General features: G+C 67.4%; 19 protein-coding genes. 3 read left to right on the plus strand and 16 right to left on the minus strand.

Features of this window, described 5'->3' with window-relative positions:
- The first annotated feature begins 40 nt into the window (after window positions 1-40).
- A complete protein-coding gene (locus tag AB7U46_RS04610; RefSeq protein ID WP_428335760.1) occupies window positions 41-1,351 on the plus strand; it encodes an ATPase in 1,311 nt (436 codons plus the stop codon).
- Window positions 1,352-1,373: 22 nt separating this feature from the next.
- On the opposite strand, the gene AB7U46_RS04615 is transcribed toward AB7U46_RS04610, so the two are convergent.
- The 15 genes from AB7U46_RS04615 to ybgC form a co-directional block, all read right to left on the minus strand.
- Complete coding sequence (locus AB7U46_RS04615; RefSeq protein WP_428335761.1) at window positions 1,374-2,060, minus strand: LytTR family DNA-binding domain-containing protein; 687 nt, start codon at window positions 2,058-2,060, stop codon at window positions 1,374-1,376.
- A gap of 257 nt (window positions 2,061-2,317) precedes the next feature.
- Complete coding sequence (folD, locus tag AB7U46_RS04620) at window positions 2,318-3,205, minus strand: bifunctional methylenetetrahydrofolate dehydrogenase/methenyltetrahydrofolate cyclohydrolase FolD (RefSeq protein ID WP_428335762.1); 888 nt, start codon at window positions 3,203-3,205, stop codon at window positions 2,318-2,320.
- Complete coding sequence (locus AB7U46_RS04625) at window positions 3,202-3,507, minus strand: chorismate mutase (RefSeq protein WP_428335763.1); 306 nt, start codon at window positions 3,505-3,507, stop codon at window positions 3,202-3,204. The genes folD and AB7U46_RS04625 overlap by 4 nt, the downstream gene beginning before the upstream one ends.
- Before the next feature lie 78 nt (window positions 3,508-3,585).
- Complete coding sequence (locus AB7U46_RS04630) at window positions 3,586-5,253, minus strand: formate--tetrahydrofolate ligase (protein WP_428335764.1); 1,668 nt, start codon at window positions 5,251-5,253, stop codon at window positions 3,586-3,588.
- Window positions 5,254-5,342: 89 nt separating this feature from the next.
- Window positions 5,343-5,936, minus strand: a complete 594-nt coding sequence (locus AB7U46_RS04635) for an MOSC domain-containing protein (RefSeq protein WP_428335765.1) — start codon at window positions 5,934-5,936, stop codon at window positions 5,343-5,345.
- Window positions 5,936-6,727: a methyltransferase domain-containing protein gene (locus AB7U46_RS04640; protein WP_428335766.1), complete on the minus strand. Its 792-nt coding sequence runs from the start codon at window positions 6,725-6,727 to the stop codon at window positions 5,936-5,938. The genes AB7U46_RS04635 and AB7U46_RS04640 overlap by 1 nt, the downstream gene beginning before the upstream one ends.
- A gap of 13 nt (window positions 6,728-6,740) precedes the next feature.
- The gene (gene ftsH, locus AB7U46_RS04645) at window positions 6,741-8,648 is read right to left on the minus strand and encodes an ATP-dependent zinc metalloprotease FtsH (protein ID WP_428335767.1); all 1,908 of its coding nucleotides are present in this window, start codon (window positions 8,646-8,648) and stop codon (window positions 6,741-6,743) included.
- 77 nt (window positions 8,649-8,725) lie between these two features.
- Window positions 8,726-10,051 carry a tRNA lysidine(34) synthetase TilS gene (tilS, locus tag AB7U46_RS04650; protein WP_428335768.1) on the minus strand — a complete coding sequence of 442 codons (1,326 nt, stop codon included), beginning with the start codon at window positions 10,049-10,051 and terminating at the stop codon, window positions 8,726-8,728.
- 20 nt (window positions 10,052-10,071) lie between these two features.
- Entirely contained in the window at window positions 10,072-10,905 is an 834-nt protein-coding gene (gene ybgF / locus AB7U46_RS04655; RefSeq protein ID WP_428335769.1) for a tol-pal system protein YbgF, read from the minus strand.
- Window positions 10,906-10,909: 4 nt separating this feature from the next.
- On the minus strand, window positions 10,910-11,431 hold the full coding sequence (pal, locus tag AB7U46_RS04660; RefSeq protein ID WP_428335770.1) for a peptidoglycan-associated lipoprotein Pal: 522 nt from the start codon (window positions 11,429-11,431) through the stop codon (window positions 10,910-10,912).
- 74 nt (window positions 11,432-11,505) lie between these two features.
- Window positions 11,506-12,822, minus strand: a complete 1,317-nt coding sequence (gene tolB / locus AB7U46_RS04665; protein ID WP_428335771.1) for a Tol-Pal system beta propeller repeat protein TolB — start codon at window positions 12,820-12,822, stop codon at window positions 11,506-11,508.
- An 89-nt stretch (window positions 12,823-12,911) separates the two neighbouring features.
- The gene (locus AB7U46_RS04670; protein WP_428335772.1) at window positions 12,912-14,186 is read right to left on the minus strand and encodes a cell envelope biogenesis protein TolA; all 1,275 of its coding nucleotides are present in this window, start codon (window positions 14,184-14,186) and stop codon (window positions 12,912-12,914) included.
- Between the two features lie 7 nt (window positions 14,187-14,193).
- Complete coding sequence (locus AB7U46_RS04675; RefSeq protein ID WP_428335773.1) at window positions 14,194-14,679, minus strand: ExbD/TolR family protein; 486 nt, start codon at window positions 14,677-14,679, stop codon at window positions 14,194-14,196.
- Between the two features lie 3 nt (window positions 14,680-14,682).
- Entirely contained in the window at window positions 14,683-15,378 is a 696-nt protein-coding gene (tolQ, locus tag AB7U46_RS04680) for a protein TolQ (protein WP_428335774.1), read from the minus strand.
- 126 nt (window positions 15,379-15,504) lie between these two features.
- Window positions 15,505-15,906 (minus strand): tol-pal system-associated acyl-CoA thioesterase, encoded by a 402-nt coding sequence (ybgC, locus tag AB7U46_RS04685; protein ID WP_428335775.1) that lies wholly within the window; start codon window positions 15,904-15,906, stop codon window positions 15,505-15,507.
- Window positions 15,907-16,087: 181 nt separating this feature from the next.
- Here ybgC and AB7U46_RS04690 point away from each other — a divergent pair, with 181 nt between their 5' ends.
- The gene (locus AB7U46_RS04690; protein ID WP_428335776.1) at window positions 16,088-16,498 is read left to right on the plus strand and encodes a hypothetical protein; all 411 of its coding nucleotides are present in this window, start codon (window positions 16,088-16,090) and stop codon (window positions 16,496-16,498) included.
- Here the strand turns inward: AB7U46_RS04690 and AB7U46_RS04695 are convergent.
- Window positions 16,489-17,133 (minus strand): hypothetical protein, encoded by a 645-nt coding sequence (locus AB7U46_RS04695; protein WP_428335777.1) that lies wholly within the window; start codon window positions 17,131-17,133, stop codon window positions 16,489-16,491. The genes AB7U46_RS04690 and AB7U46_RS04695 overlap by 10 nt on opposite strands.
- 355 nt (window positions 17,134-17,488) lie before the next feature.
- Between AB7U46_RS04695 and ileS the strand changes: the two genes are divergently transcribed.
- Entirely contained in the window at window positions 17,489-20,410 is a 2,922-nt protein-coding gene (gene ileS, locus AB7U46_RS04700; protein WP_428335778.1) for an isoleucine--tRNA ligase, read from the plus strand.
- Window positions 20,411-20,414 lie beyond the last annotated feature (4 nt).

The following is a 20,414-nucleotide window of genomic DNA, read 5'->3' on the forward strand; positions in this document are numbered from 1 at the left end:
GCCGCATCGGGGCTGGACACTGAAAGAGGCAGGCAGAGCGATGAACATGATGGCTTCGAACGTGATGGCCCCGGTGCCGCCGCGCACGCTGGCGGAGGTCGGCGTCAACGTGGTGATGATGCGCGACATCCTGCTCAAGACGATGTTCCGCACCAATATGGACACGATCACCGGCCTGTCGAAGCTGATCGCGCTGCCGCTGACGCTCACGCAGGAGCTGGTCGACCTGTGCCGCACCCAGCGGCTGATCGAGGCGACCGGCACGCTGCATGCGAATTCGGGCGGCGAGATGGGCTATCAGCTCGCCGATGCGGGCAAGGCGCGCGCGCTCGATGCGCTGTCGCAATCGGAATATTACGGCGCGATGCCGGTGCCGCTCGACATCTACCGCGATCAGGTGAAGCGCCAGTCGATCCGCAACATTCAGCTGACCCGCACGCAGCTGACCTCGGCGATGGGGCATCTGATCCTGCCGCCGACGCTGATCGACCAGCTTGGGCCGGCGGTTTCCTCCGGCCGCTCGATCCTGATGTATGGCCCGCCCGGCAACGGCAAATCCTCGATCTCGAACGGCATCCGCGACGCGATCGGCGACAAGATCTATGTGCCGCGCGCGATCGAATATGCGGGTCAGGTCATCACCGTCTACGACCCGATCGTGCACAGCGCCGTCATCGAGCAGGAGGACGACCCGAACTCCCTGCGCAAGAGCGGCAACCGTTTCGACACGCGCTATGTGCTCTGCGACCGGCCGACGGTCATCACCGGCGGCGAGCTCTCGCTCGACATGCTCGACCTCACCTACAACCCGACGGCGCGCACCTATACCGCGCCCCTCCAGCTCAAGGCCTCGGGCGGCGTCTTCATCGTCGACGACCTTGGCCGTCAGGCGGAACCGCCGCAGAAACTGGTCAACCGCTGGATCGTTCCGCTCGAGGAAAGCCGCGACATCCTCGCGCTGCAATCGGGCGAGAAATTCGAGGTGCCCTTCGACACGCTGGTGATCTTCTCGACCAACTTCCACCCGAACCAGATCTTCGACAAGGCGGCGCTGCGCCGTATCTTCTTCAAGATCAAGATCGATGGGCCGAGCCAGTCGGATTACCTGAAAATCTTCTCGATGGTGGCGAAGAAGCGCAAGATGCCGCTGGATGAAAAGGCGCTCGTGCATCTTTTGAAGGTGAAATACCCGACGATCGACAATGTCTTCGCCAATTATCAGCCGATCTTCCTGATCGACCAGATGATCGCGATCTGCGAATTCGAGGGGATCCCCTATCAGATGACCCCCGATCTGGTCGATCGCGCCTGGTCGAACATGTTCGTGCGCGAGGAAGAGATCGTCCACTGACCCGAGGGCGCAGTCGGCAGCGTCACTCGGCGGCGCGGCGCATTTCCTCGCGCCCGGCCTCGGGCAGCGCCAGCGCCTCGACCTCGGCGAGATAAGTGCGCGAGACCGGCACCACCGCCCCGTCGCGCATCCGCAGCACCACCTTGCCGCGACCGCGGTGCAGCGCCACTACCGCGCGCAGCGCCACCCAATGCGAGCGATGCACCTGCAGCCCCGGCTCGCCCTCGGTTTCCGCGATCGCATCGGCAAGCCGCAGGAGCAGGCTGTCGGAGCCGGCATCGGTGACGACATCGACATAATGGTCGCGCACCTGCATCCGCACGAGCGGCGCGCGCAGCGTCGGCTCGAGCCGCGCGAGCAGACGCGGCCCGGGCGGATCGGGCTCCGCCTCGGGTGGGGTCTCCATCAGCGGCACATGCGGCATCGCCGCCAGCGCATGGCGCAGGGTCGAGGTCGCGATCGAGACGAAGAAGATATAGAGCGCCATGTTCCCCCAGGACGGGGTCACCGAAGGCCCGGCGAGATGGCAGGTGATCAGCCAGAACGGCGGGGTGAGCAGCAGCGTGGCGAAAAGCGCGAGCGCCGGCGCCTCGGCGGCATAGCTGCGCAGCCCAAGCCTTTGCTGCAAGGTCACACGCAGAAAGGCCCCGATCGCGATACCGATCGCGATCAACAGCGGCCAATAACAGGCGCGGGTCGCGAGCGGCATCGCCTCGAGGGTGCCGAACGGACCTGCTATCACCCCAAAAAGCGAGGTGGTGACCCAAATCACGAGAAGAATGGGTTGTAACAAGGCCCTGCGGTATGATTGCGCGAAGGAGGTCATCCCCACCCGTCATCGCCGGTAACGAATTGAACTTTTGCTACATGGTGCCGACGCCGGACGCAATATGCTTAACGTCCGGGTCAGGCAGAACGAAAGGGGATGTCGCCCCCGGAGGCTGCGACATGTCGTCAGGCGTTTCCTTACGCCGTGAGCCCCTCGGGCTCGGGCAATCCATTGGCGCGGCAGCACGCGGTGAGCGTGTTCGCAAGCAGGCAGGCGATCGTCATCGGGCCGACGCCGCCCGGCACCGGGGTGATCGCGCCGGCGACCTCCACGGCCGAGGCGAAATCGACGTCGCCGACGAGCTTTTTCTTCCCGTCACGCTCGATGCGGTTGATGCCGACGTCGATCACCGTCGCGCCCGGTTTCACCCAGTCGCCCGGGATCATCTCCGGCCGGCCCACGGCGGCGACCAGAATATCCGCACCGCGGCACACCGCACCGAGGTCTTTCGTGCGCGAATGCGCGATCGTCACCGTGCAGCTGTCGCCAAGCAGCAGTTGCGCCATCGGCTTGCCGACGATGTTCGAGCGACCGACGACCACGGCGTTGAGGCCACTGAGCGAGCCCAGATGATCGCGCAGCATCATCAGGCAGCCGAGCGGCGTGCAGGGCACCATCGCCTTCTGCCCGGTGCCCAGAAGCCCGACGTTCGAGATGTGAAAGCCGTCGACGTCCTTCGCGGGGTCGATCGCGTTGATCACGAGATCGCTGTTCAGATGCCCGGGCAGCGGCAGCTGCACGAGGATGCCATGCACCGCCGGATCGGCGTTGAGCCGGGCGATCAGCGCGAGCAGCTCCGCCTCCGAGGTCTCGGCCGGCAGCTTGTGCTCGAAGCTGTTCATGCCGACCTCGACGGTCTGCTTGCCCTTGTTGCGGACATAGACCTCGGAGGCCGGGTCTTCGCCCACCAGCACCACCGCGAGTCCCGGGGTGATCCCCTGCCCCTTGAGCCGCGCCACATGTTCGGCCACCTGCGCCCGAACCTTGGCCGCAAACGCCTTCCCGTCGATGATCGTCGCGGTCATTCCGCCTCTCCCTTGCCCAGCACCTTTTCCTCGCGCGCGATCGACCATTCGACGATAGCACGCCAGATCCCCTCGACCAGTTCGGGGTCGAGCCCCCGCGCCGCCGCCTCCGCCTTCGCATTGGCGACGACCTCCTCCACCCGCGCCGCGATCCGCGCCGGCATATGCTCGGCGGGCTTGAGCTGGGCGGCCCGGTCGATCAGCCGCGCGCGATCGGCAAGCAGCGCGACGATGCGCGCGTCATGCGCGTCGATCTCGGCGCGCAGCGCGGTCATGTTCGGTATTTCGGCAGGCTCTCTCATCGGTCCATCCCGCTTGACGCCTCGTTCCCATCTTGCCCAAGGCCTATCGCACCTTGGCCCGGCCTTCTCAACCCCGGCTCAGAACAGCCCCTCGATCTCGCCCGCGGCATTGAGCCCGATCTTCTCCGCCGCCGGATGGCGCGGCAGGCCCGGCATCGTCATGATCTCGCCGCAGATCGCGACGACGAAACCGGCCCCCGCGCTCAGCCGCACCTCGCGCAGGGGCACGGTATGGCCCGAGGGGGCGCCGCGCAGCGCGGGATCGGTCGAGAAGGAATATTGCGTCTTCGCGATGCAGACCGGCAGGCGGCCATGGCCCGCCTTTTCCCAGGCGTGGAGCTGATCGCGGATCGCCTTGTCGGCGATCACCTCGCCGGCGTGATAGACCCGCTTCGCCACCGTCTCGATCTTCTCGAAAAGGCCGAGGTCATCGGGATAAAGCGGCGCGAAATCGCTTTCCTCGGCGCTGAGATCCAGCACCGCGCGCGCGAGGTCTTCGGCCCCGGCGCCGCCCTCGGCCCAATGCCGGCTCACCACCGCCTGGCAGCCCTGTTTCGCGGCATAGGCCTGCACCGCGGCGATCTCGGCCGCGGTATCCGCGGTGAAATGGTTGATCGCGACGATCACCGGAATGCCGAAGCCGCGGGTGTTGTGGATATGGCGGCCGAGATTGGCGCAGCCGCGCTCCACCGCGGCGACGTTTTCCGCACCAAGGTCATCCTTCGCCACGCCGCCCTGCATCTTCAGCGCCCGCACCGTGGCGACGATCACCGCCGCAGCGGGCTTCAGCCCCGAGAGGCGGCATTTGATGTCGAAGAATTTCTCCGCGCCGAGATCGGCGCCGAAGCCCGCCTCGGTCACCACGATATCGGCGAGCCGCAGCGCCGTGCGCGTCGCGATCACCGAATTGCAGCCATGCGCGATATTGGCGAAGGGGCCGCCGTGGACGAAGGCCGGGGTGTGCTCGATCGTCTGCACGAGGTTCGGCTGCATCGCCTCCTTGAGCAGCACCGCCATCGCCCCCGCCGCGCCAATCTCGGCGCAGGTCACGGCGGAATGGTCGCGCCGCGCGCCGATCACGATGCGACCGAGCCGCGCCTCGAGATCGGCGAGATCCTCGGCGAGGCAGAGGCAGGCCATCACCTCGGAGGCGACGGTGATGTCAAAGCCGCTCTCGCGCGCGAAACCGTTCGCGACGCCGCCCAGCCCCACGACCACCTCGCGCAGCGCGCGGTCGTTCATGTCGAGCACGCGGCGCCAGCTCACGCGGCGGGTGTCGATGCCAAGCTCGTTGCCCCAGTAGATGTGATTGTCGATCATCGCCGCGAGCAGGTTATGCGCCGCGGTGATCGCGTGGAAATCGCCGGTGAAATGGAGGTTCATCTCCTCCATCGGCACGACCTGCGCCATGCCGCCGCCGGCCGCGCCGCCCTTCATGCCGAAATTCGGGCCAAGGCTCGCCTCGCGCAGGCAGATCGCGACGCGCTGGCCGATCCGGGCGAGCGCATCGCCAAGGCCGACCGTGGTCGTCGTCTTGCCCTCGCCCGCAGGCGTCGGGTTGATCGCGGTGACGAGGATCAGCCGCCCCTCGGGCCGGTCGGCCAGAGCGCGGATGAACGCCGCGTCGACCTTTGCCTTGTCGCGGCCATAGGGGATCAGCGCCTCCTCCGGGATGCCGAGCTTTGCGGCGATCTCGGGCATCGGGCGTTTTTCGGCCGCGCGGGCAATCTCGATGTCTGAACGCATGGGATCCTCCTCCGCGCGCAGCCTAACCGTTTCGCGCGGCGAAGAAAAAGGCCGGAAGCGACATGCGCGGGCGGAATCCGGCGCGGCCTTCAGCCGCGCACGTCGGCCATGTGCTCCCAGGCGCGCTGATCGGGGATATGCAGACGCAGCTCCTGGCCGAGTTCGAGCACGCCGGGCCGCTCGACCCAGGCGACCACGCCGCGGCGGTTATGCGCGGCGGGCTTGTAGCGCGCGCCGGCGCCGGGGTGGTGATGCTCGATCACCTTGCCCGGCAGCACGCAGGCGCGGTTCTCCATATCGATCACCAGCGTCGCGCCATCGGGCCCCTGCAGCCGCGACGAGGGCGGCAGATGCGTCAGATCGGGCAGGCCGCGCAGCACGATATTGGCGCCGACCCATTCCGGCATGAGCTGCGGCAGATGCATGACGAAGGCGGTCTCGGCCAGCTCCTCCTGCGAGAGGATCGTGACCTGCCGGGTATTGGCGATCTCGGTGCCGATCTCGTGCTGTTCGGTCACCCGCGAACAGCTTGCGCGGGTGCGACCCGAATGCGCCTCCCCCTCGGCGCCCTCGAAGCCGAGCACGAGCCGTTCGCGCGGGCGCGAGGCAAGGCCCGTGCCGGGCTCGACGAGGCCCAGAAAGACAATCTCGCCACGGAACTGGGTCGCTTTCAGGGCAGGCATCAGGACACCTCGAGGACGAAGAAGAGACGACGGAAGGGGAAGAGCACGGTGCCGTCCGCCTCGGCCGGATAGGCCGCGGCGAGCGCCGTCTCATAGCGGGCGAGGAAGGCGGCAAGCTCGCTTTCGCTCAGCTTTTCGGCGAAGGGGCGCAGCGCGGTCGATTCGGTGAAGCGGCGCACCGGATGGGCGCCCTCGGTGGGCGCGAGGCGCTGGACATATTCGCTGGTCCAGACCGCGGCGGAGCCGAGCGGCGCGAGGATGCGCGCGTAATCGGTGGCGGGCGCGACGGGCGATTTCCAGCCCTCGGCGGGGAACCGGTCGGGGAACATCTCGGCGGCGAAATCGCGCAGGAAGCGATGCGAGGGCGCGCCCCATTGCATCGGCATCTGCACCGCGAGCTTGCCGCCCGGCACGAGCGCGCCGGCGAGCCGCGCGATCAGCGCGGGGTGGTCGGGCAGCCACTGCAGCACGGCATTGGCAAAGATCAGCGCGGGCGGTTTCGTCGGGGTCCAGTCGCGGATATCGGCGAGATCGCAGCGCCGATAGGCGCCGGTCGCCGCCGCCTGTTCCAGCATCGCGGGCGAGGCATCGACGCCGATCAGCTTGCGCTCGGGCCAGCGCGTGGCGAGCGCAGGCCCCGCCGCGCCGGCACCGCAGCCGAGGTCGATGATGCGCCCGTGCGGAAGCTCGGAAACCCGCGCCAGAAGATCCAGCGCGGGCTGCAGCCGCAGATCGGCAAAGCGACCATAGGCTTCGGGGTTCCAGTCTTGCCTGCCGGGCGTCCGGCCCATCGGTTTCTCCGTGTCAGGCGAGGGGTTCGGGGGCGGGGTCATCGCCCTTTGCCGCGGGCTTCGTCTTCGGCAGGGCGGTGACCGAGGGCAGGCCCGGCGCGGCGCTGCCGCCAGCGTCGTCATCCTTGCCAATCGGCTCGCCCGCCATCACCTTCTTGATCTCGTCGCCGGTGAGGGTCTCGTATTCGAGCAGCCCCTGCGCGAGACGCTCCCATTCCTCCTGGTTCTCGGTCAGGATTCGGCGCGCCTCGACATAGCCGTCCTCGATCAGGCCGCGGACCTCTTCCTCGATCAGCTCCTTGGTCTTGGTCGAGACCGAGAAACCGCCGGTATTGCCCTGATAGCCCTCATGCGCCTCGGAATAGTCGATATTGCCGACCTTGTCCGACATGCCCCAGCGCATCACCATCGCCCGCGCAATCGCCGAGGCCTGCATGATGTCGCCCGCCGGGCCGTTCGAGACATGCTCCTCGCCCCATTTCAGGATCTCGGCCGCCTTGCCCGCCATCGTCATGGCGATCTTCTGCTTGGCCTCGTCCTTGTGGTAGTTGAGCTTGTCCATCTCCGGCAGCGACACCACCATGCCAAGCGCCTGACCGCGCGGAATGATCGTCGCCTTGTAGACCGGATCGCATTTCGGAAGTTTCAGGCCGACGACGGCGTGACCGGCCTCGTGATAGGCGGTCATTTCCTTCTGCTCGGGGGTCAGCACCATCGAGCGCCGCTCGACCCCCATCATCACCTTGTCCTTCGCCTGCTCGAAATCTTCCATCGTGACAAAGCGCCGGCCGACGCGCGCGGCCATCAGCGCCGCCTCGTTCACGAGGTTCGCCAGATCGGCGCCCGAGAAGCCCGGGGTGCCGCGCGCGATCACGCGCAGGTCGACGTCGGGGCCGGTCGGCACCTTGCGGGCGTGGACGGTGAGGATCTTCTCGCGGCCCTTGATATCGGGGTTCGGCACGTGGATCTGCCGGTCGAAGCGGCCGGGGCGCAGCAGCGCCGGGTCGAGCACGTCCTTGCGGTTGGTGGCGGCGATGATGATGATCCCCTCGTTCGCCTCGAAGCCGTCCATCTCGACGAGAAGCTGGTTCAGCGTCTGCTCGCGTTCGTCATTGCCGCCGCCGATGCCGACGCCACGGGCGCGTCCCACCGCGTCAATCTCGTCGATGAAGACGATGCAGGGGGCGTTCTTCTTCGCCTGTTCGAACATGTCGCGCACGCGGGACGCGCCGACGCCCACGAACATCTCGACGAAATCGGAGCCGGAGATGGTGAAGAAGGGCACGCCCGCCTCACCCGCGATCGCGCGCGCCAGAAGCGTCTTGCCGGTGCCAGGCGGGCCGACGAGCAGCGCGCCCTTCGGGATCTTGCCGCCGAGGCGCGAGAATTTCTGCGGATTGCGCAGGAATTCGACGATCTCTTCCAGTTCTTCCTTGGCCTCGTCGATGCCGGCGACGTCGTCAAAGGTGACGCGGCCCTGCTTTTCGGTCAAAAGCTTCGCCTTCGACTTGCCGAAGCCCATGGCCCCGCCCTTGCCGCCGCCCTGCATGCGGTTCATGAAGAAGATCCAGATCCCGATCATCACGATGAAGGGCAGCCAGACGCCCAGAAGCGACATGAAGCCGGATTGCTGCTGCTTCACCACGTTCACCGCGACGCCCTTGGTGATCAGCATCTCGGCGATCTGGTCGCTTTCGGGTTTGACGGTGGAGAAAGTGGTGCCGTCGGCAAGCTGATAACGCACATCCTCGCCGTCGAGCTGGACCTGTTTCACCTCGCCCTTGTCGACCGCGGCGATGAAATCCGAATAGGACACGGAGCGCGCGTTCATCGCGCTCTGTCCATCCCCGAAGAGGTTGAACAGCGCCAGGATCAGCAGGAACAGCACGGCCCAAAAGGCCAGGTTGCGCGCGTTGCCCAAAGGGGAACCTCCAAACTTGTTCCGGCACCGGTCGGGCCGGCGCCTTTCGGGTGAAAATAGGCATTAAACCGGGAGGTTCAACGCCTGATTAGCGATGCGGCGAATGCGCCGCGGTCAATTCGCGCTTTCCAGCCGTTTTCGAGCCCCGCAAGCGGGGCGGCGATCAGCGCTTCTCCACGCCAGACGGCGGGCGAGGCGAAGAGCGAGGCGCGCGGCAGGCCGCTCTCGCGCCAGTCCTTCACCTGCACCAGCCCCCCGGCCCCGAGCGCCGCAATCTCGAGCCCCGGCTCGGCCGGTCCCTCGAGCGCCCAGCGGTCCCAGACCTGCCCCAAGGGCACGCGTAGCCCCGCCACCGCCTTTGCCTCGCGGGTGATGCGCAGACTGTCGCCGCGCCGGCTGATCAGACAGCCATGCAGCGTACGTTGCCGCAGTTCGGGCAGATCGTGCCACAGGTCGATCAGCTTTTCCGCCCGCGGCCCGTAATCCTGCCGCGAAACCCAGCGCAACGCCGCATCAAGGAACATCCGCATCAGCTCGCCCTGCAGCCGATCGAGGCCCGTCCCGAGATCGAGCACCAGATCGCCGCGATCCTCCAGCACGACGCTCCCGACCTCCGCACGCAACACATGGCGCAACGTCTCCTCAGCCTCGCCGAGATTCTCGACCACCTGCGCGATCACCGCCCGCGTCACGCCAAGCGGCTCGAGCAGCGCCAGCGCCTGACGCACCCGCACCCGCTCGAAGCGCGAGTCCTCGTTGCTCGGATCCTCGATCCAGCCGATCCCGCGGCGCTGCAGATAACCGCGCAACTGCGCCCGGCTCAGCCGCAGGAAGGGGCGATACCAGTGCACGCCCTCGGCGACCCAGGTCTTGCGCATGCCGCTCAACCCCGAAAGCCCGGAGGAGCGCGCGAGCCGCATCACGAAGCTCTCGGCCTCGTCATCGGCGGTATGGCCCAGCACGACGTGGCGAATGCCCCGCCCGCGCGCCCAGTCGGCGATCAGCGCCTGCCGCGCCCGCCGCGCCTGATCCATCAGGTTGCCGTGGGTTTCGCTGCGCTGCCAGCGCAGGATCTCGTGCCCGATCCCGAGGCGCGCCGCCGCCTGCGCCACGAAATGCGCCTCCTCGGCGGCTTCGGGGCGCAGCCCGTGATCGACCGTCACCGCAATCACCGGCATCGTCTCGTGCAGCGCATGCAGCGCCGCCATCGAGTCGCTGCCCCCCGAGACTGCCACGGCGACAGGGCCAAACCCGGCCCCCTCCCGCAGACGCGCCACCATCAGCGCCGCGTCGCCCAGCCCAACCAACAGCGCATCGTCCCGAGCGGCCCGGTCGTTTCCGACAGCCCCGAAAAGCGCATCGACGCGCGCCATGAAAGCGCGCGTCGAGGGATCCTTGGGCACGGGATGCTCCGGTTCGCCGCTCACGGACAGCCGAGCGACGCCTGCGCCGCCCCCACCTGCCCGGCCGCGGCCGAACCGGGGAAGCGCGCGGGCACTTCGGCCAAGGTCGCGCAGGCCTCGGTCTTCTGGCCGAGATCGCCAAGCGACTTGCCAAGTTCGAGCAGGTTGTCCGCCGCCCGCGGCCCCTCGGGCGCCGCCGAGAAAGCGTCGAGCCAGGCCCGCGCCGCGCCGGGCACGTCACCCGCCTTATGCAGCGCCTGGCCGCGCAGATACATCGCGTCGCCCGTCAGGGGGCCACCCGGATAGGTTTCGGCAAAGGTCTTAAAGAGGTCAGCGGCGCCGCGAAAGTCACCCTGATCGAGCACCCCCTTGGCCCGATCGAAGTCGCTTTGCTCGTTCATCGCCAAATCGCCGCCCGCAGGCGCGACGCTGCTCGGGGCCGCCGCCGTCACCGAAGGCGCGGCCGGGGCCGCCCCGCCGAGCGGCTGGGTCTGCCCGATCGTCGAGGGATCGCAGCCCTCTTCCATCTCGCAGACGCGGAACTCGAGGTCGCCGACCCGGTTGGTGCCATCCTTCACAACCTGGTCGATCCGGTTCTGCAGCTGCTCGGTGCGCGAGGTGAGCCGGCTCAGCTCCGCCTCCATCGCATCCATCCGCTGCAGCGCCGAAGACCCGCCCGCCGCCTGCATCCCCTTCGCGCCCGAAGCGACCAGCTCCGAACGCAGGGATTGCAGCTGCGCCGAAAGCTGGCCAAGCTCCGAACGGATATCGGCCAGCGTCTGCGCCTTGTCATCGGCCAAGGCGGGCGCGGCCAGCGCCAGCGCCAAGGCCGCCCCCAGCATCACCCGCCGCATCAGATCAGCTCCCCGCGCCGAGCGAGATCACCGTCACCGCGCGACGGTTCTTCGAGTAGCATTCCTCGGTCGAGCAAACCGCGAGCGGACGTTCCTTGCCGTAGGAAACGGTGCGCAGGCGCGAACCCGAGACGCCCTGCGAGATCAGGTATTCCTGCACCGCGCTCGCACGACGCGCACCGAGCGCGAGGTTGTATTCGCGGGTGCCCTGTTCGTCGGCATGGCCTTCGATGATCGCGGCATAGGAGCCGTGGCCGTTCAGCCATTGCGCCTGCTGGCTCAGGATGCCGCGGGCCTCGTCGGTCAGGGTCGACTGGTCGACCTGGAAATGGACCATGTCGCCGATCGACTGGTTGAAATAGGCCGGCGAGTTCGGATCGTTGATCGAGCCCTGCGAGACGCCGCCGTCGCCATAGGCGCCACCCGGATCGACCACGCCGCCGTTCTTGCCGTATTTGTCCGGATTGTTACAGGCCGCGAGGGCCACCAGCGCGAGAGCCAGCGCTGCCTTGGTTGCCATGTTCATGTCGTTACCGCCTTTGGTTCGCCCGTTTCGGGCAGGTTATCAGGTTTGAAATCCGTTGTGAATCGGCGCCGCGCTCAGGGCAGCAGCGGCGACCACGCCGGATCGGAGGCGCCACCGACGCCCTCGATCGCCTTCAGGTTCCGCCCCGAGATATCGACCGTGAAGAGCTTCGCACCGCCCGCGGCACCGGGGCTTTCGCGGGTGAACATGATCACGCGCCCGTTCGGCGACCAGGTCGGGCCCTCGTCGAGGAAGGAGGCGGTGAGCAGCCGCTCCTCCGAACCGTCGGTGCGCATCACGCCGATGAAGAAGCGCCCGCCCGCCTGTTTCGTGAAGGCGATCATGTCGCCGCGCGGCGACCAGACCGGGGTGCCGTAGCGCCCGTCGCCATAGGAGATGCGGGTCGGTTCGCCGCCGCCCGCCGGCATGATGTAGAGCTGCTGCGTGCCGGAGCGGTCGCTCTCGAACACGATGCGCGAGCCGTCGGGGCTATAGGAGGGGGCCGTCTCGATCGCGGGCGAATTCGTCAGCCGCACCGGATCGCCGCCCGAGACCGACATCTTGTAGAGGTCGGTATTGCCGTTCTGCTCGAGCGAATAGACGATCGAATTGCCATCGGGCGAGAACCGCGGCGCGAAGGTCATCGTGCCCGGCATCTCCGGCAGGAGCGTGCCTGCGGCATTGCCGACGTTGAGCATCTTGATCCGGGGGAAGCCGGTCTCGAAGGTGGTGTAAAGCACTTTCGAGCCATCGGGCGAAAACCGCGGCGCGAGCACGATCGTCGAGCTGTCGGTGAGATAGCTGACATTCGCGCCGTCGTAATCCATCAGCGCGAGGCGTTTCTGGCGCTTGTCCTTCGGGCCCGATTCGGAAACGAAGACGACGCGGCTGTCGAAATAGCCGCTCTCGCCGGTGATCCGCGAATAGATCACGTCGGCGACCTTGTGCGCGAGGCGGCGCCAGCTTTGCGGCGAGGCGGCGAGCTGCTGGCCATCGCCGAGCTGGCTGCCGGCGTAGACGTCGAACAGGCGGAACTTCACCACGATCTTGCCGCCCTGGGTCGAGACCGCGCCGGTGATCAGCGCCTGCGCGTTGATCGCCTGCCAGTCGGAATAGCTCACCGGCAGGTCGAAACTGGTGAATTTCTGGATATAGGCGCTTTCCGGGATCTGACGGAAAAGACCGGTGCCGCTCAGATCGGCGTTGATCACCTGCGAGATCTGCGCCGCCATCGAGCCGGCGCCGCCCTCGTCGGCGAAGGTCGGCATCGCATAGGGCATCGGTTCGATCACGCCGTCGTCGATCTCGATATGGAGCGGTCCCTGCTGGGCCGCGGCGATCCCCGGTCCGATCATCAGCGCCGCAACAGCGGCCAGAGCAAAACGCAACATCATCCGTCCTCGATTGGGCCTTTGCCCGTTGTAACCTGTCTTTCGCTGCAGGCGCATCACAAGCGCCTGACAATCAGCGGTTTCCCGCCCTATTTCATCCGCATCTTCGTCGGGTTGAAGACGATTTCGATCTGCTGCCACCAGCCGTATTTCTCGGCGGGCAGCGGGAAGCCGTCAGAACCGCAGCGCATGATCGCGCGCCGCGCCGCCTCGAAGGCCTGTTTCGCCGCCGCCTCCGAGCCACCGTCATAGCCCGTCATCTTGATCGAGCTCGTCACCGGCTTGCCGTTCGGCTGCATGTCGACCTGCACCGTCACCGTGGTGCGCAGCGCCTCCGAGCTCAGCGCGCCGACGTTCCAGCAGGCCTTCACGTCGACGATCAGCGCCTCTTTCTCGCCCGCGGTTACCGGCGGGCCGTTCTTCGCCACGCCAAGCCCGCCCGAGCCGGTGTTCTCCTTCGCGCCGGACTGTTCCGCCGCCGCGGCGGCCAGCGCGTCGTTCACCGCGCTCGAGGATTTCGCGGGCTTCGCCGCCGCCGGTTTCGCGGGGGTGTCGCTTGCGGGTTTCGTCGCGGGCTTGTCGCTGGCGGGCTTGTCAGACTTGGTGTCGGTCTTCGTGTCGGCGCTCGCGGTTTTCGTCTCCGCCGGTTTCTCGGCGGGTTTCGCGGGTTTCGTGCGCGGCCGCGGGGTCGAGGCCGGGGCCGAGGTCTGCTCGGGCAGATCGGTCTTTTCCGCCTCGGTCACGATCTTCGTCGCCGATTCCGGCGGCGCGGCCTCTTCCTTCGGCTTTTCCTCGGGCTTTTCGGGCTTCGCGGCCGGATCGGGGCGCGTCTCGGCGACCGCGGTGTCGGACACTTTCGCGTCGGGCGCGGGCGCCTCGGCGGGTGTCGGCGCGATGCGCTGCGCGGGTTTCGCGCGCGGGCGCGGCGACATGTCGGGGGTCTGTGTGTCCTGCGGTTCCTCGACCGGCGGCATCATCGAGGGCGGAACCTCGGCCACCTCGGCGGGCGGCGTGGGCTCCGTCAGATCGGTCATGTCGGGCTGCGGCTCGGGCGCGGGCGCCGGTTCGGGCGGCGGCTCGGGCGCGGGTTGCGGCGCGGGCGAGGTTTCGGGCGCCGCGGTTTCCGGCGTGGCCTCGGCCGTCGCCGGCGCCTCGGGCTGCGCGGGCGCATCCGAGGCCTTCGGCGCAGCCGCCTGCATCGCCTGGAACTGCGCCTCGGTGATCGTCGAGACCTGGGTCATCTGGATCGGCTCGCTCGGCTTCGTCTTGAACCACGAAGTGCCCACGATCGCCCAGACGATCACCGCGATATGCAGCGCCGCCGAGATCCCCGTCCCGATCCTGTCCGCCCGTTCCATGCGCATGGGCGCCTCAGTTCCCCGCCGCGGCTTTCCCCGTCAGCGACGGTCCGCCGGTGTCCGTCACCAGAACGATATTGTTGAAGCCGCCCGCATTGAGCGCCCCCATCACCTCGACCACGCGCGCATATTCGATGCCGCCATCGGCGCGCAGGTAGATCTTGTCGCTGTCGCGCTCCTGCGCGATCGCCTTGAGCTGGGTCACGAGATCGGCCTCGTCGACCGGGCTGTTCATCAGCGAGACGGTGCCGTCCTTCTGCAGCGAGACCGCAAGCGGCTCCTCCTGCTCGGTCGGCACGGCCTTCGCCGCGGTCTTCGGCAGTTCGAGCGGCACGCCCACCGTCATCATCGGCGCGGCGACCATGAAGATGATGAGCAGCACGAGCATCACGTCGACCATCGGCGTGACGTTGATCTCGCCCATCACCGCGTGCTTGCCATGCGCCCCGCGCCGGCGCCGCCCGCCACCGCCCGATTTCTTGACCACCCCCGCGCCCATGGCTCAGGCGTCCAGCTGGCGCGAAAGGATGGTGGCGAATTCGTCGGCGAAAGCCTCGTAGCCCGCGCCGATCTTGTCGGCGTCGCCCGAGAGCTTGTTGTAGAAGATAACCGCCGGAATCGCGGCGAGCAGGCCAAGCGCGGTGGCGACGAGCGCCTCCGAGATGCCGGGCGCGACGACCGCGAGCGAGGTGTTCTGCGAGATCGCGATCTCCTCGAAGGCGACCTTGATGCCCCAGACCGTGCCGAAGAGGCCGACGAAGGGCGCGGTCGACCCGACGGTGGCGAGGAAGCTCAGCCCCGAGTTCAGGTTCTCCTGCTCCTTCGCGATCGCGACATCCATCGAGCGGTCGATGCGCGCCTGGGCGCCGGCGATCAGCTCGCCGTCCTGGCGGTGCGAGCGGCGCCATTCGAGCATGCCGGCCGCGAAGATGCGCTGGCTCGCGCCATCGGGGGCCGGGCCGATCTGGTCGAAAAGCTCGTCGAGCGGCTCACCCGACCAGAAGGCGCGGTCGAAGGCATCCGCCTCCGAGCGCGCGGCGCGGAAGGTGATGTATTTGCGGATGATGATCGACCAGGACCAGAAACTGGCCATCGTCAGAAGCATCATCACGAGTTTCACGGTCAGCGAGGCGCGCAGGAAAAGCGCAAGCAAGGAGAAATCCATCTCCTGCGTCATCGCAAGGGTTTGCTGGTCCATTGGTCACTGCTCTCGAACGGGGCCTCTGCCCGGGCCCCTCATTAGCAGTGATTCTACCGGAGATTCAGGGGGAACGCCATAACATCTGCGTCATTGCAGCGCAGCGAATGCCGCCATGCAGCGCGATCAATGCAGCGGAGGGGCGAGTTTGCGCCGAACCTCGGCGGGAAGCCGCGCAGCCGCACCGGTTTCGGTGAGGCAGACAAGGGTGACGGTGGCGGTGAAAAGCTTTTCCGCGCCGCGCATCACCGCCTGTTCCATCACGATCCGCGCGCCGGTTTCGGCGACGAGATCGGTGGTCACGATCAGCTCGTCGTCGAATTTCGCGGGGCGCAGGTAGTCGGCCTCGACCCGGCGCACGGCGAAGACGAGGCCGAGCTCGCGCTTCATCGCGACCTGATCGACGCCCATCGCGCGCACCCATTCGGAGCGGCCGCGCTCGATGAACTTCAGGTAATTCGCGTAATAGACGATGCCGGCGAGATCGGTGTCCTCGTAATAGACCCGGATCGGAAATTCATGTGCCATGGCCGCCCCCTTTCCGGCCAAGGCCTAGCCCGGCAGGGCGGCGCGGGCAAGCGCGGATCCCTGCGCACTTGCCCCGGGCCGGATCAGGCGGCACCATGTCGCGGCCACCGGGGGCGGCTCCGCCCCCGAACGTCCCCCCAAAACGCCCCCGTCGAAGGGGGCTGCGCCTGAGGTGACCGCGATGAACCTGCCGACGACCCGCCTCCCTCTCCTCGGCCTCGTCCTGGCGCTCGCCGCCTGCGTCGAGGCCGCCGATCCGATCGAGCGCGCCCGCTCCACGGCACCGGAACGCGCCACGCTCGATCCGCAGGCACTTCATCTGCATTACGCCGACGGGCGCGCGTGCTCCGTCGCCGCCCCGCCCGGCACCCCCGCGGGAACCGGCTGGCAGGAAAGCCCCGCGAACTGCCCCGGGGTGAACAGCGTCGAAATCTCCTTCCGCGACCCGGGCGCGCCGGTGATCCTGCGGATGTCCGACGTGACCGGCCCGCTGCAGATCCGCGATCTGCCGACGGGGCGCAGCGTTTCGGTCTGGCTCGCCCTGAAGGGCGGGCTTTGGGCGGAATACGGCGCGGCGCCAGCTCAGCCCTGAGCCGCCAGACGCGCGGCAAGGCGCAGCGCGTGGCTTGCGTCCTGCGCGACCGGGGGCATCACCGGGTCATAGGCCGCGCGGATGATCGCCGCGATCTCGGGGCGCAGCACCGTCACCCCCCGCGCCATCGCGAGCGGCGGATGGGCGGCAAAGGCGCTCTCCCCCCAAAGCAGGATCATCTGCACCGCCTGATTGAGCGCGATCGTCTCCGCCGGCACCTCGTCGAGCGCGGCATCCATGCGGACGAAGGCGAAACAGGCCCGGATCGCGCCGTCGCGATCGAAGCGGAAGGTGCGATACTGGTTCGCGCCGGCATCGTCGAGCCGCGCCACGATATCGGCGAGCCCGTCGATCATCTGATCGAGGTTCGGCACCTCGAGCAGCTCCTGCCAGTCGCGGAAGAAGAAGATCATCAGATTGGCGCCAAGCTCGGGATCGGTCTCGGCCATCTTGTGGCCGGCGAGCGCCACCACCGCCTCGACCGCGCCCTTCACAGTGGCCAGCGTCGCGGCGTCGACACCGAAGACCACCGGCACGATCGGCCGCCCCCAGCGCGCGAAGAGATACTCGCCACTCGCGCGGGTGAACATCGCCGCGATATCCTCGGCCCCCGGCATCCCGATCTGATCGCTCATCGTCCCCTCCTGATCGTCGCGGCCACCCTAGGCCAAGTGGCGGGGAAGGCAAAGAGGGGGCGCTGCCCCCTCGCCCGTTCCGGGCTCACCCCCGAGGTATTTCCGGCAAGATGAAGTCACAGCTCCTCTTTCATCTTGCGCGAAATACCTCGGGGGAGTCTGCGTCAGCAGACGGGGGCAGCGCCCCCCTTTCCCCGCTTGCCGGCCTTTGCGCGCTTGCCTATAAGGCCCGCATGACCCGGTTTTGCCCTCTCCTTCGAATTAGCCGCCCGGCGCTCTGACGCGTCAGGGTAGCCGGGATATGCGAGCAAAACCCCGGGCGCATCGCGCCCTGCCCTTTCGAGGATGATCCCAGATGAGCGCCGATACGCCCGAAAATACCGTCGATTACCGCGACACCGTCTTTCTGCCCGAAACCGATTTCCCGATGCGTGCGGGCCTGCCGGCGCGCGAGCCGGAATGGCTTGCCCGCTGGGCGCGGATCGGCGTCTATGACCGGCTGCGCGAGAAGGCCGCCGAAGCGACCGCCAAGGGCACCCCGCGCCCCGATTTCGTGCTGCATGACGGCCCGCCCTATGCCAACGGCCATCTGCACATCGGCCATGCGCTGAACAAGACGATCAAGGACATCATCGTGCGCTCGCATCAGATGATGGGCCACGACAGCCGCTATGTCCCCGGCTGGGACTGCCACGGCCTGCCGATCGAATGGAAGATCGAAGAGCAGTATCGCGCCAAGGGGCTGAACAAGGACGACGTCGATACCGTCGCCTTCCGCCAGGAATGCCGCAAGTTCGCCGAGGGCTGGGTCGCGATCCAGCGCGAGGAGTTCAAGCGCCTCGGCGTCACCGGCAACTGGGCCGATCCCTATCTGACCATGGCCTTCCACGCCGAGGCGGTGATCGCCGAGGAATTCATGAAATTCCTGATGGACGGCACGCTTTATCAGGGCTCGAAACCGGTGATGTGGTCGCCGGTCGAAAAGACCGCGCTGGCCGAGGCCGAGGTCGAATATCACGACCACACGAGCCACACGATCTGGGTGCGGTTCACGCCGGTCGCGGGCCTCGACGGCGCGAAGGTCGTGATCTGGACGACCACCCCCTGGACGATCCCGCAGAACCGCGCCGTGGCCTATGGCCCGGGCATCGCCTATGGGATGTATCGCGTCGACACGGCGGATGAGAAATCGACCGCCGTCGCGGGCGAGACGCTGATCCTTGCCGATGCGCTGGCCGAAAGCGTGATGAGCGCTGCGAAGGTCACGGGCTTCACCCGGCTGCGCGATGTCGCCGTCAGCGAATTCGAAGGTGTGATCCTCAAGCATCCCTATAACGGGATCGAGGGCGGCGCGGGCGAATGGGATTACCCCGTCCCGATGCTGCCCGGCGATCACGTCACCGAGGAGGCCGGCACCGGCTTCGTCCATACCGCGCCTTCGCACGGCGATGACGACTATCAGCTTGGCCTGAAATTCAAGCTGCCGATGACCTATAACGTCGAGGCGGACGGCAGCTATCGCGCCGATCTGCCGATCTTCGGCGGCGAGGCGATCCTCGACGAAAACGGCAAGGAAGGCCCGGCGAATGTCTCGAACATCAAGCAGCTCGCCTGGGCCGGCGCGCTGCTCGCAAAGGGCAAGATCAAGCACTCCTACCCGCATTCCTGGCGTTCGAAGGCGCCGGTGATCTATCGCAACACGCCGCAATGGTTCGCCGCGATCGACGTCACGCTCGATGACGGCATGGGCAGCTATGGCGACACGATCCGCAAGCGCGCGCTGCGCTCGATCGAGGAGCTGGTCAAGTTCACCCCGCCCGCGGGTCGCAACCGCCTGCATTCGATGATCGAGAACCGCCCCGACTGGGTGCTGAGCCGCCAGCGCGCCTGGGGCGTGCCGCTCACCTGCTTCACCAAGAAGGGCGCGAAGCCGACCGATCCCGACTTCCTGCTCAAGAATGCCGAGGTGAATGCCCGGATCGTCGCCGCTTTTGAGCAGGATGGCGCCGATGCCTGGTATCGTGACGGCTTCAAGGCCACGGTGCTTGCCGGCGTCGCGGACCCCGAGGACTACGTGCAGATCTATGACGTGCTCGACGTCTGGTTCGACTCTGGCTCGACCCATGCCTTCGTGCTGCGCGACCGCAAGGATGGCACCAAGGACGGCATCGCCGATGTCTATCTCGAGGGCACCGACCAGCACCGCGGCTGGTTCCACAGCTCGCTTCTGCAGGGCTGCGCCACCAAGGGCCGGGCGCCCTATCGCAACGTGGTGACCCACGGCTTCACGCTCGACGAGAAGGGCATGAAGATGTCGAAGTCGATCGGCAATACCGTGGCGCCGCAGGAGGTGATCGACGAATACGGCGCCGATATCCTGCGGCTCTGGGTCGCGCAGGCGGATTACACCGCCGACCAGCGCATCGGGCCGAAGATCCTCAAGGGCACGGCCGACAGCTATCGGCGGCTGCGCAACACGCTGCGCTTCATGCTTGGCGCGCTGGCCGGCTTTGACGAGGCCGAGCGTGTCGCCCCCGCCGAGATGCCCGAGCTCGAGCGCTGGATCCTGCATCGCCTGGCCGAGCTCGACCATGCGGTGCGGCGCGACTATGCGGCGTTCAACTTCCAGGGCGTGTTCCAGACGCTCTTCACCTTCTGCACCGTCGATCTCTCGGCGCTTTACTTCGACGTGCGCAAGGATGCGCTTTACTGCGATGCGCCCGCGAGCCTGCGCCGGCGCGCCGCGCGCACGATGATGGACCTGCTGTTCCACCGGCTCACCACCTGGCTCGCGCCAATCCTGCCCTTCACCATGGAAGACGTCTGGCTCTCGCGTTTCCCGGGCGAGGAAAGCTCGGTCCATCTGCAGGACTTCGCCGCGACGCCCGCCGACTGGCGCGACGAGCCGCTCGCCCAGAAATGGGACGGCATCCGCCGCGCCCGCCGCGTGGTGACCGCCGCGCTCGAGGTGCAGCGCACGGCCAAGGTGATCGGCGCCTCGCTCGAGGCGGCCCCGGTGGTGCATGTGGAAGAGGCCGATCTCGCCGCCGCGCTGAAGTCGATCGACTTCGCCGAGCTTTGCATCACCTCGGCGCTGACGCTGACCACCGATCCGGCCCCGAACGAAGCGTTCCGCCTGCCCGAAGTGGCTGGCGTCGCCGTCGTCTTCGAGACGGCGGAGGGCGAGAAATGCGAGCGCTGCTGGAAGATCCTGCCCGATGTCGGCACGCACAAGCATGCGCATACCTGCGCGCGCTGTGACGCGGCGCTTGGCTGAGACC

The organism is Paenirhodobacter sp. (assembly GCF_050177655.1).
Taxonomy (GTDB): Bacteria; Pseudomonadota; Alphaproteobacteria; order Rhodobacterales; family Rhodobacteraceae; genus Rhodobacter.

Bases quoted from the DNA above. Each gene is read 5' to 3' on its own strand.
- AB7U46_RS04610 (WP_428335760.1), top strand. From the start codon at position 41: ATGAACATGATGGCTTCGAACGTGATGGCCCCGGTGCCGCCGCGCACG.
- AB7U46_RS04615 (WP_428335761.1), bottom strand. From the start codon at position 2,060: ATGCCGCTCGCGACCCGCGCCTGTTATTGGCCGCTGTTGATCGCGATC.
- folD (WP_428335762.1), bottom strand. From the start codon at position 3,205: ATGACCGCGACGATCATCGACGGGAAGGCGTTTGCGGCCAAGGTTCGG.
- AB7U46_RS04625 (WP_428335763.1), bottom strand. From the start codon at position 3,507: ATGAGAGAGCCTGCCGAAATACCGAACATGACCGCGCTGCGCGCCGAG.
- AB7U46_RS04630 (WP_428335764.1), bottom strand. From the start codon at position 5,253: ATGCGTTCAGACATCGAGATTGCCCGCGCGGCCGAAAAACGCCCGATG.
- AB7U46_RS04635 (WP_428335765.1), bottom strand. From the start codon at position 5,936: ATGCCTGCCCTGAAAGCGACCCAGTTCCGTGGCGAGATTGTCTTTCTG.
- AB7U46_RS04640 (WP_428335766.1), bottom strand. From the start codon at position 6,727: ATGGGCCGGACGCCCGGCAGGCAAGACTGGAACCCCGAAGCCTATGGT.
- ybgF (WP_428335769.1), bottom strand. From the start codon at position 10,905: ATGCGGCGGGTGATGCTGGGGGCGGCCTTGGCGCTGGCGCTGGCCGCG.
- pal (WP_428335770.1), bottom strand. From the start codon at position 11,431: ATGAACATGGCAACCAAGGCAGCGCTGGCTCTCGCGCTGGTGGCCCTC.
- tolB (WP_428335771.1), bottom strand. From the start codon at position 12,822: ATGTTGCGTTTTGCTCTGGCCGCTGTTGCGGCGCTGATGATCGGACCG.
- AB7U46_RS04670 (WP_428335772.1), bottom strand. From the start codon at position 14,186: ATGCGCATGGAACGGGCGGACAGGATCGGGACGGGGATCTCGGCGGCG.
- AB7U46_RS04675 (WP_428335773.1), bottom strand. From the start codon at position 14,679: ATGGGCGCGGGGGTGGTCAAGAAATCGGGCGGTGGCGGGCGGCGCCGG.
- tolQ (WP_428335774.1), bottom strand. From the start codon at position 15,378: ATGGACCAGCAAACCCTTGCGATGACGCAGGAGATGGATTTCTCCTTG.
- ybgC (WP_428335775.1), bottom strand. From the start codon at position 15,906: ATGGCACATGAATTTCCGATCCGGGTCTATTACGAGGACACCGATCTC.
- AB7U46_RS04690 (WP_428335776.1), top strand. From the start codon at position 16,088: ATGAACCTGCCGACGACCCGCCTCCCTCTCCTCGGCCTCGTCCTGGCG.
- AB7U46_RS04695 (WP_428335777.1), bottom strand. From the start codon at position 17,133: ATGAGCGATCAGATCGGGATGCCGGGGGCCGAGGATATCGCGGCGATG.
- ileS (WP_428335778.1), top strand. From the start codon at position 17,489: ATGAGCGCCGATACGCCCGAAAATACCGTCGATTACCGCGACACCGTC.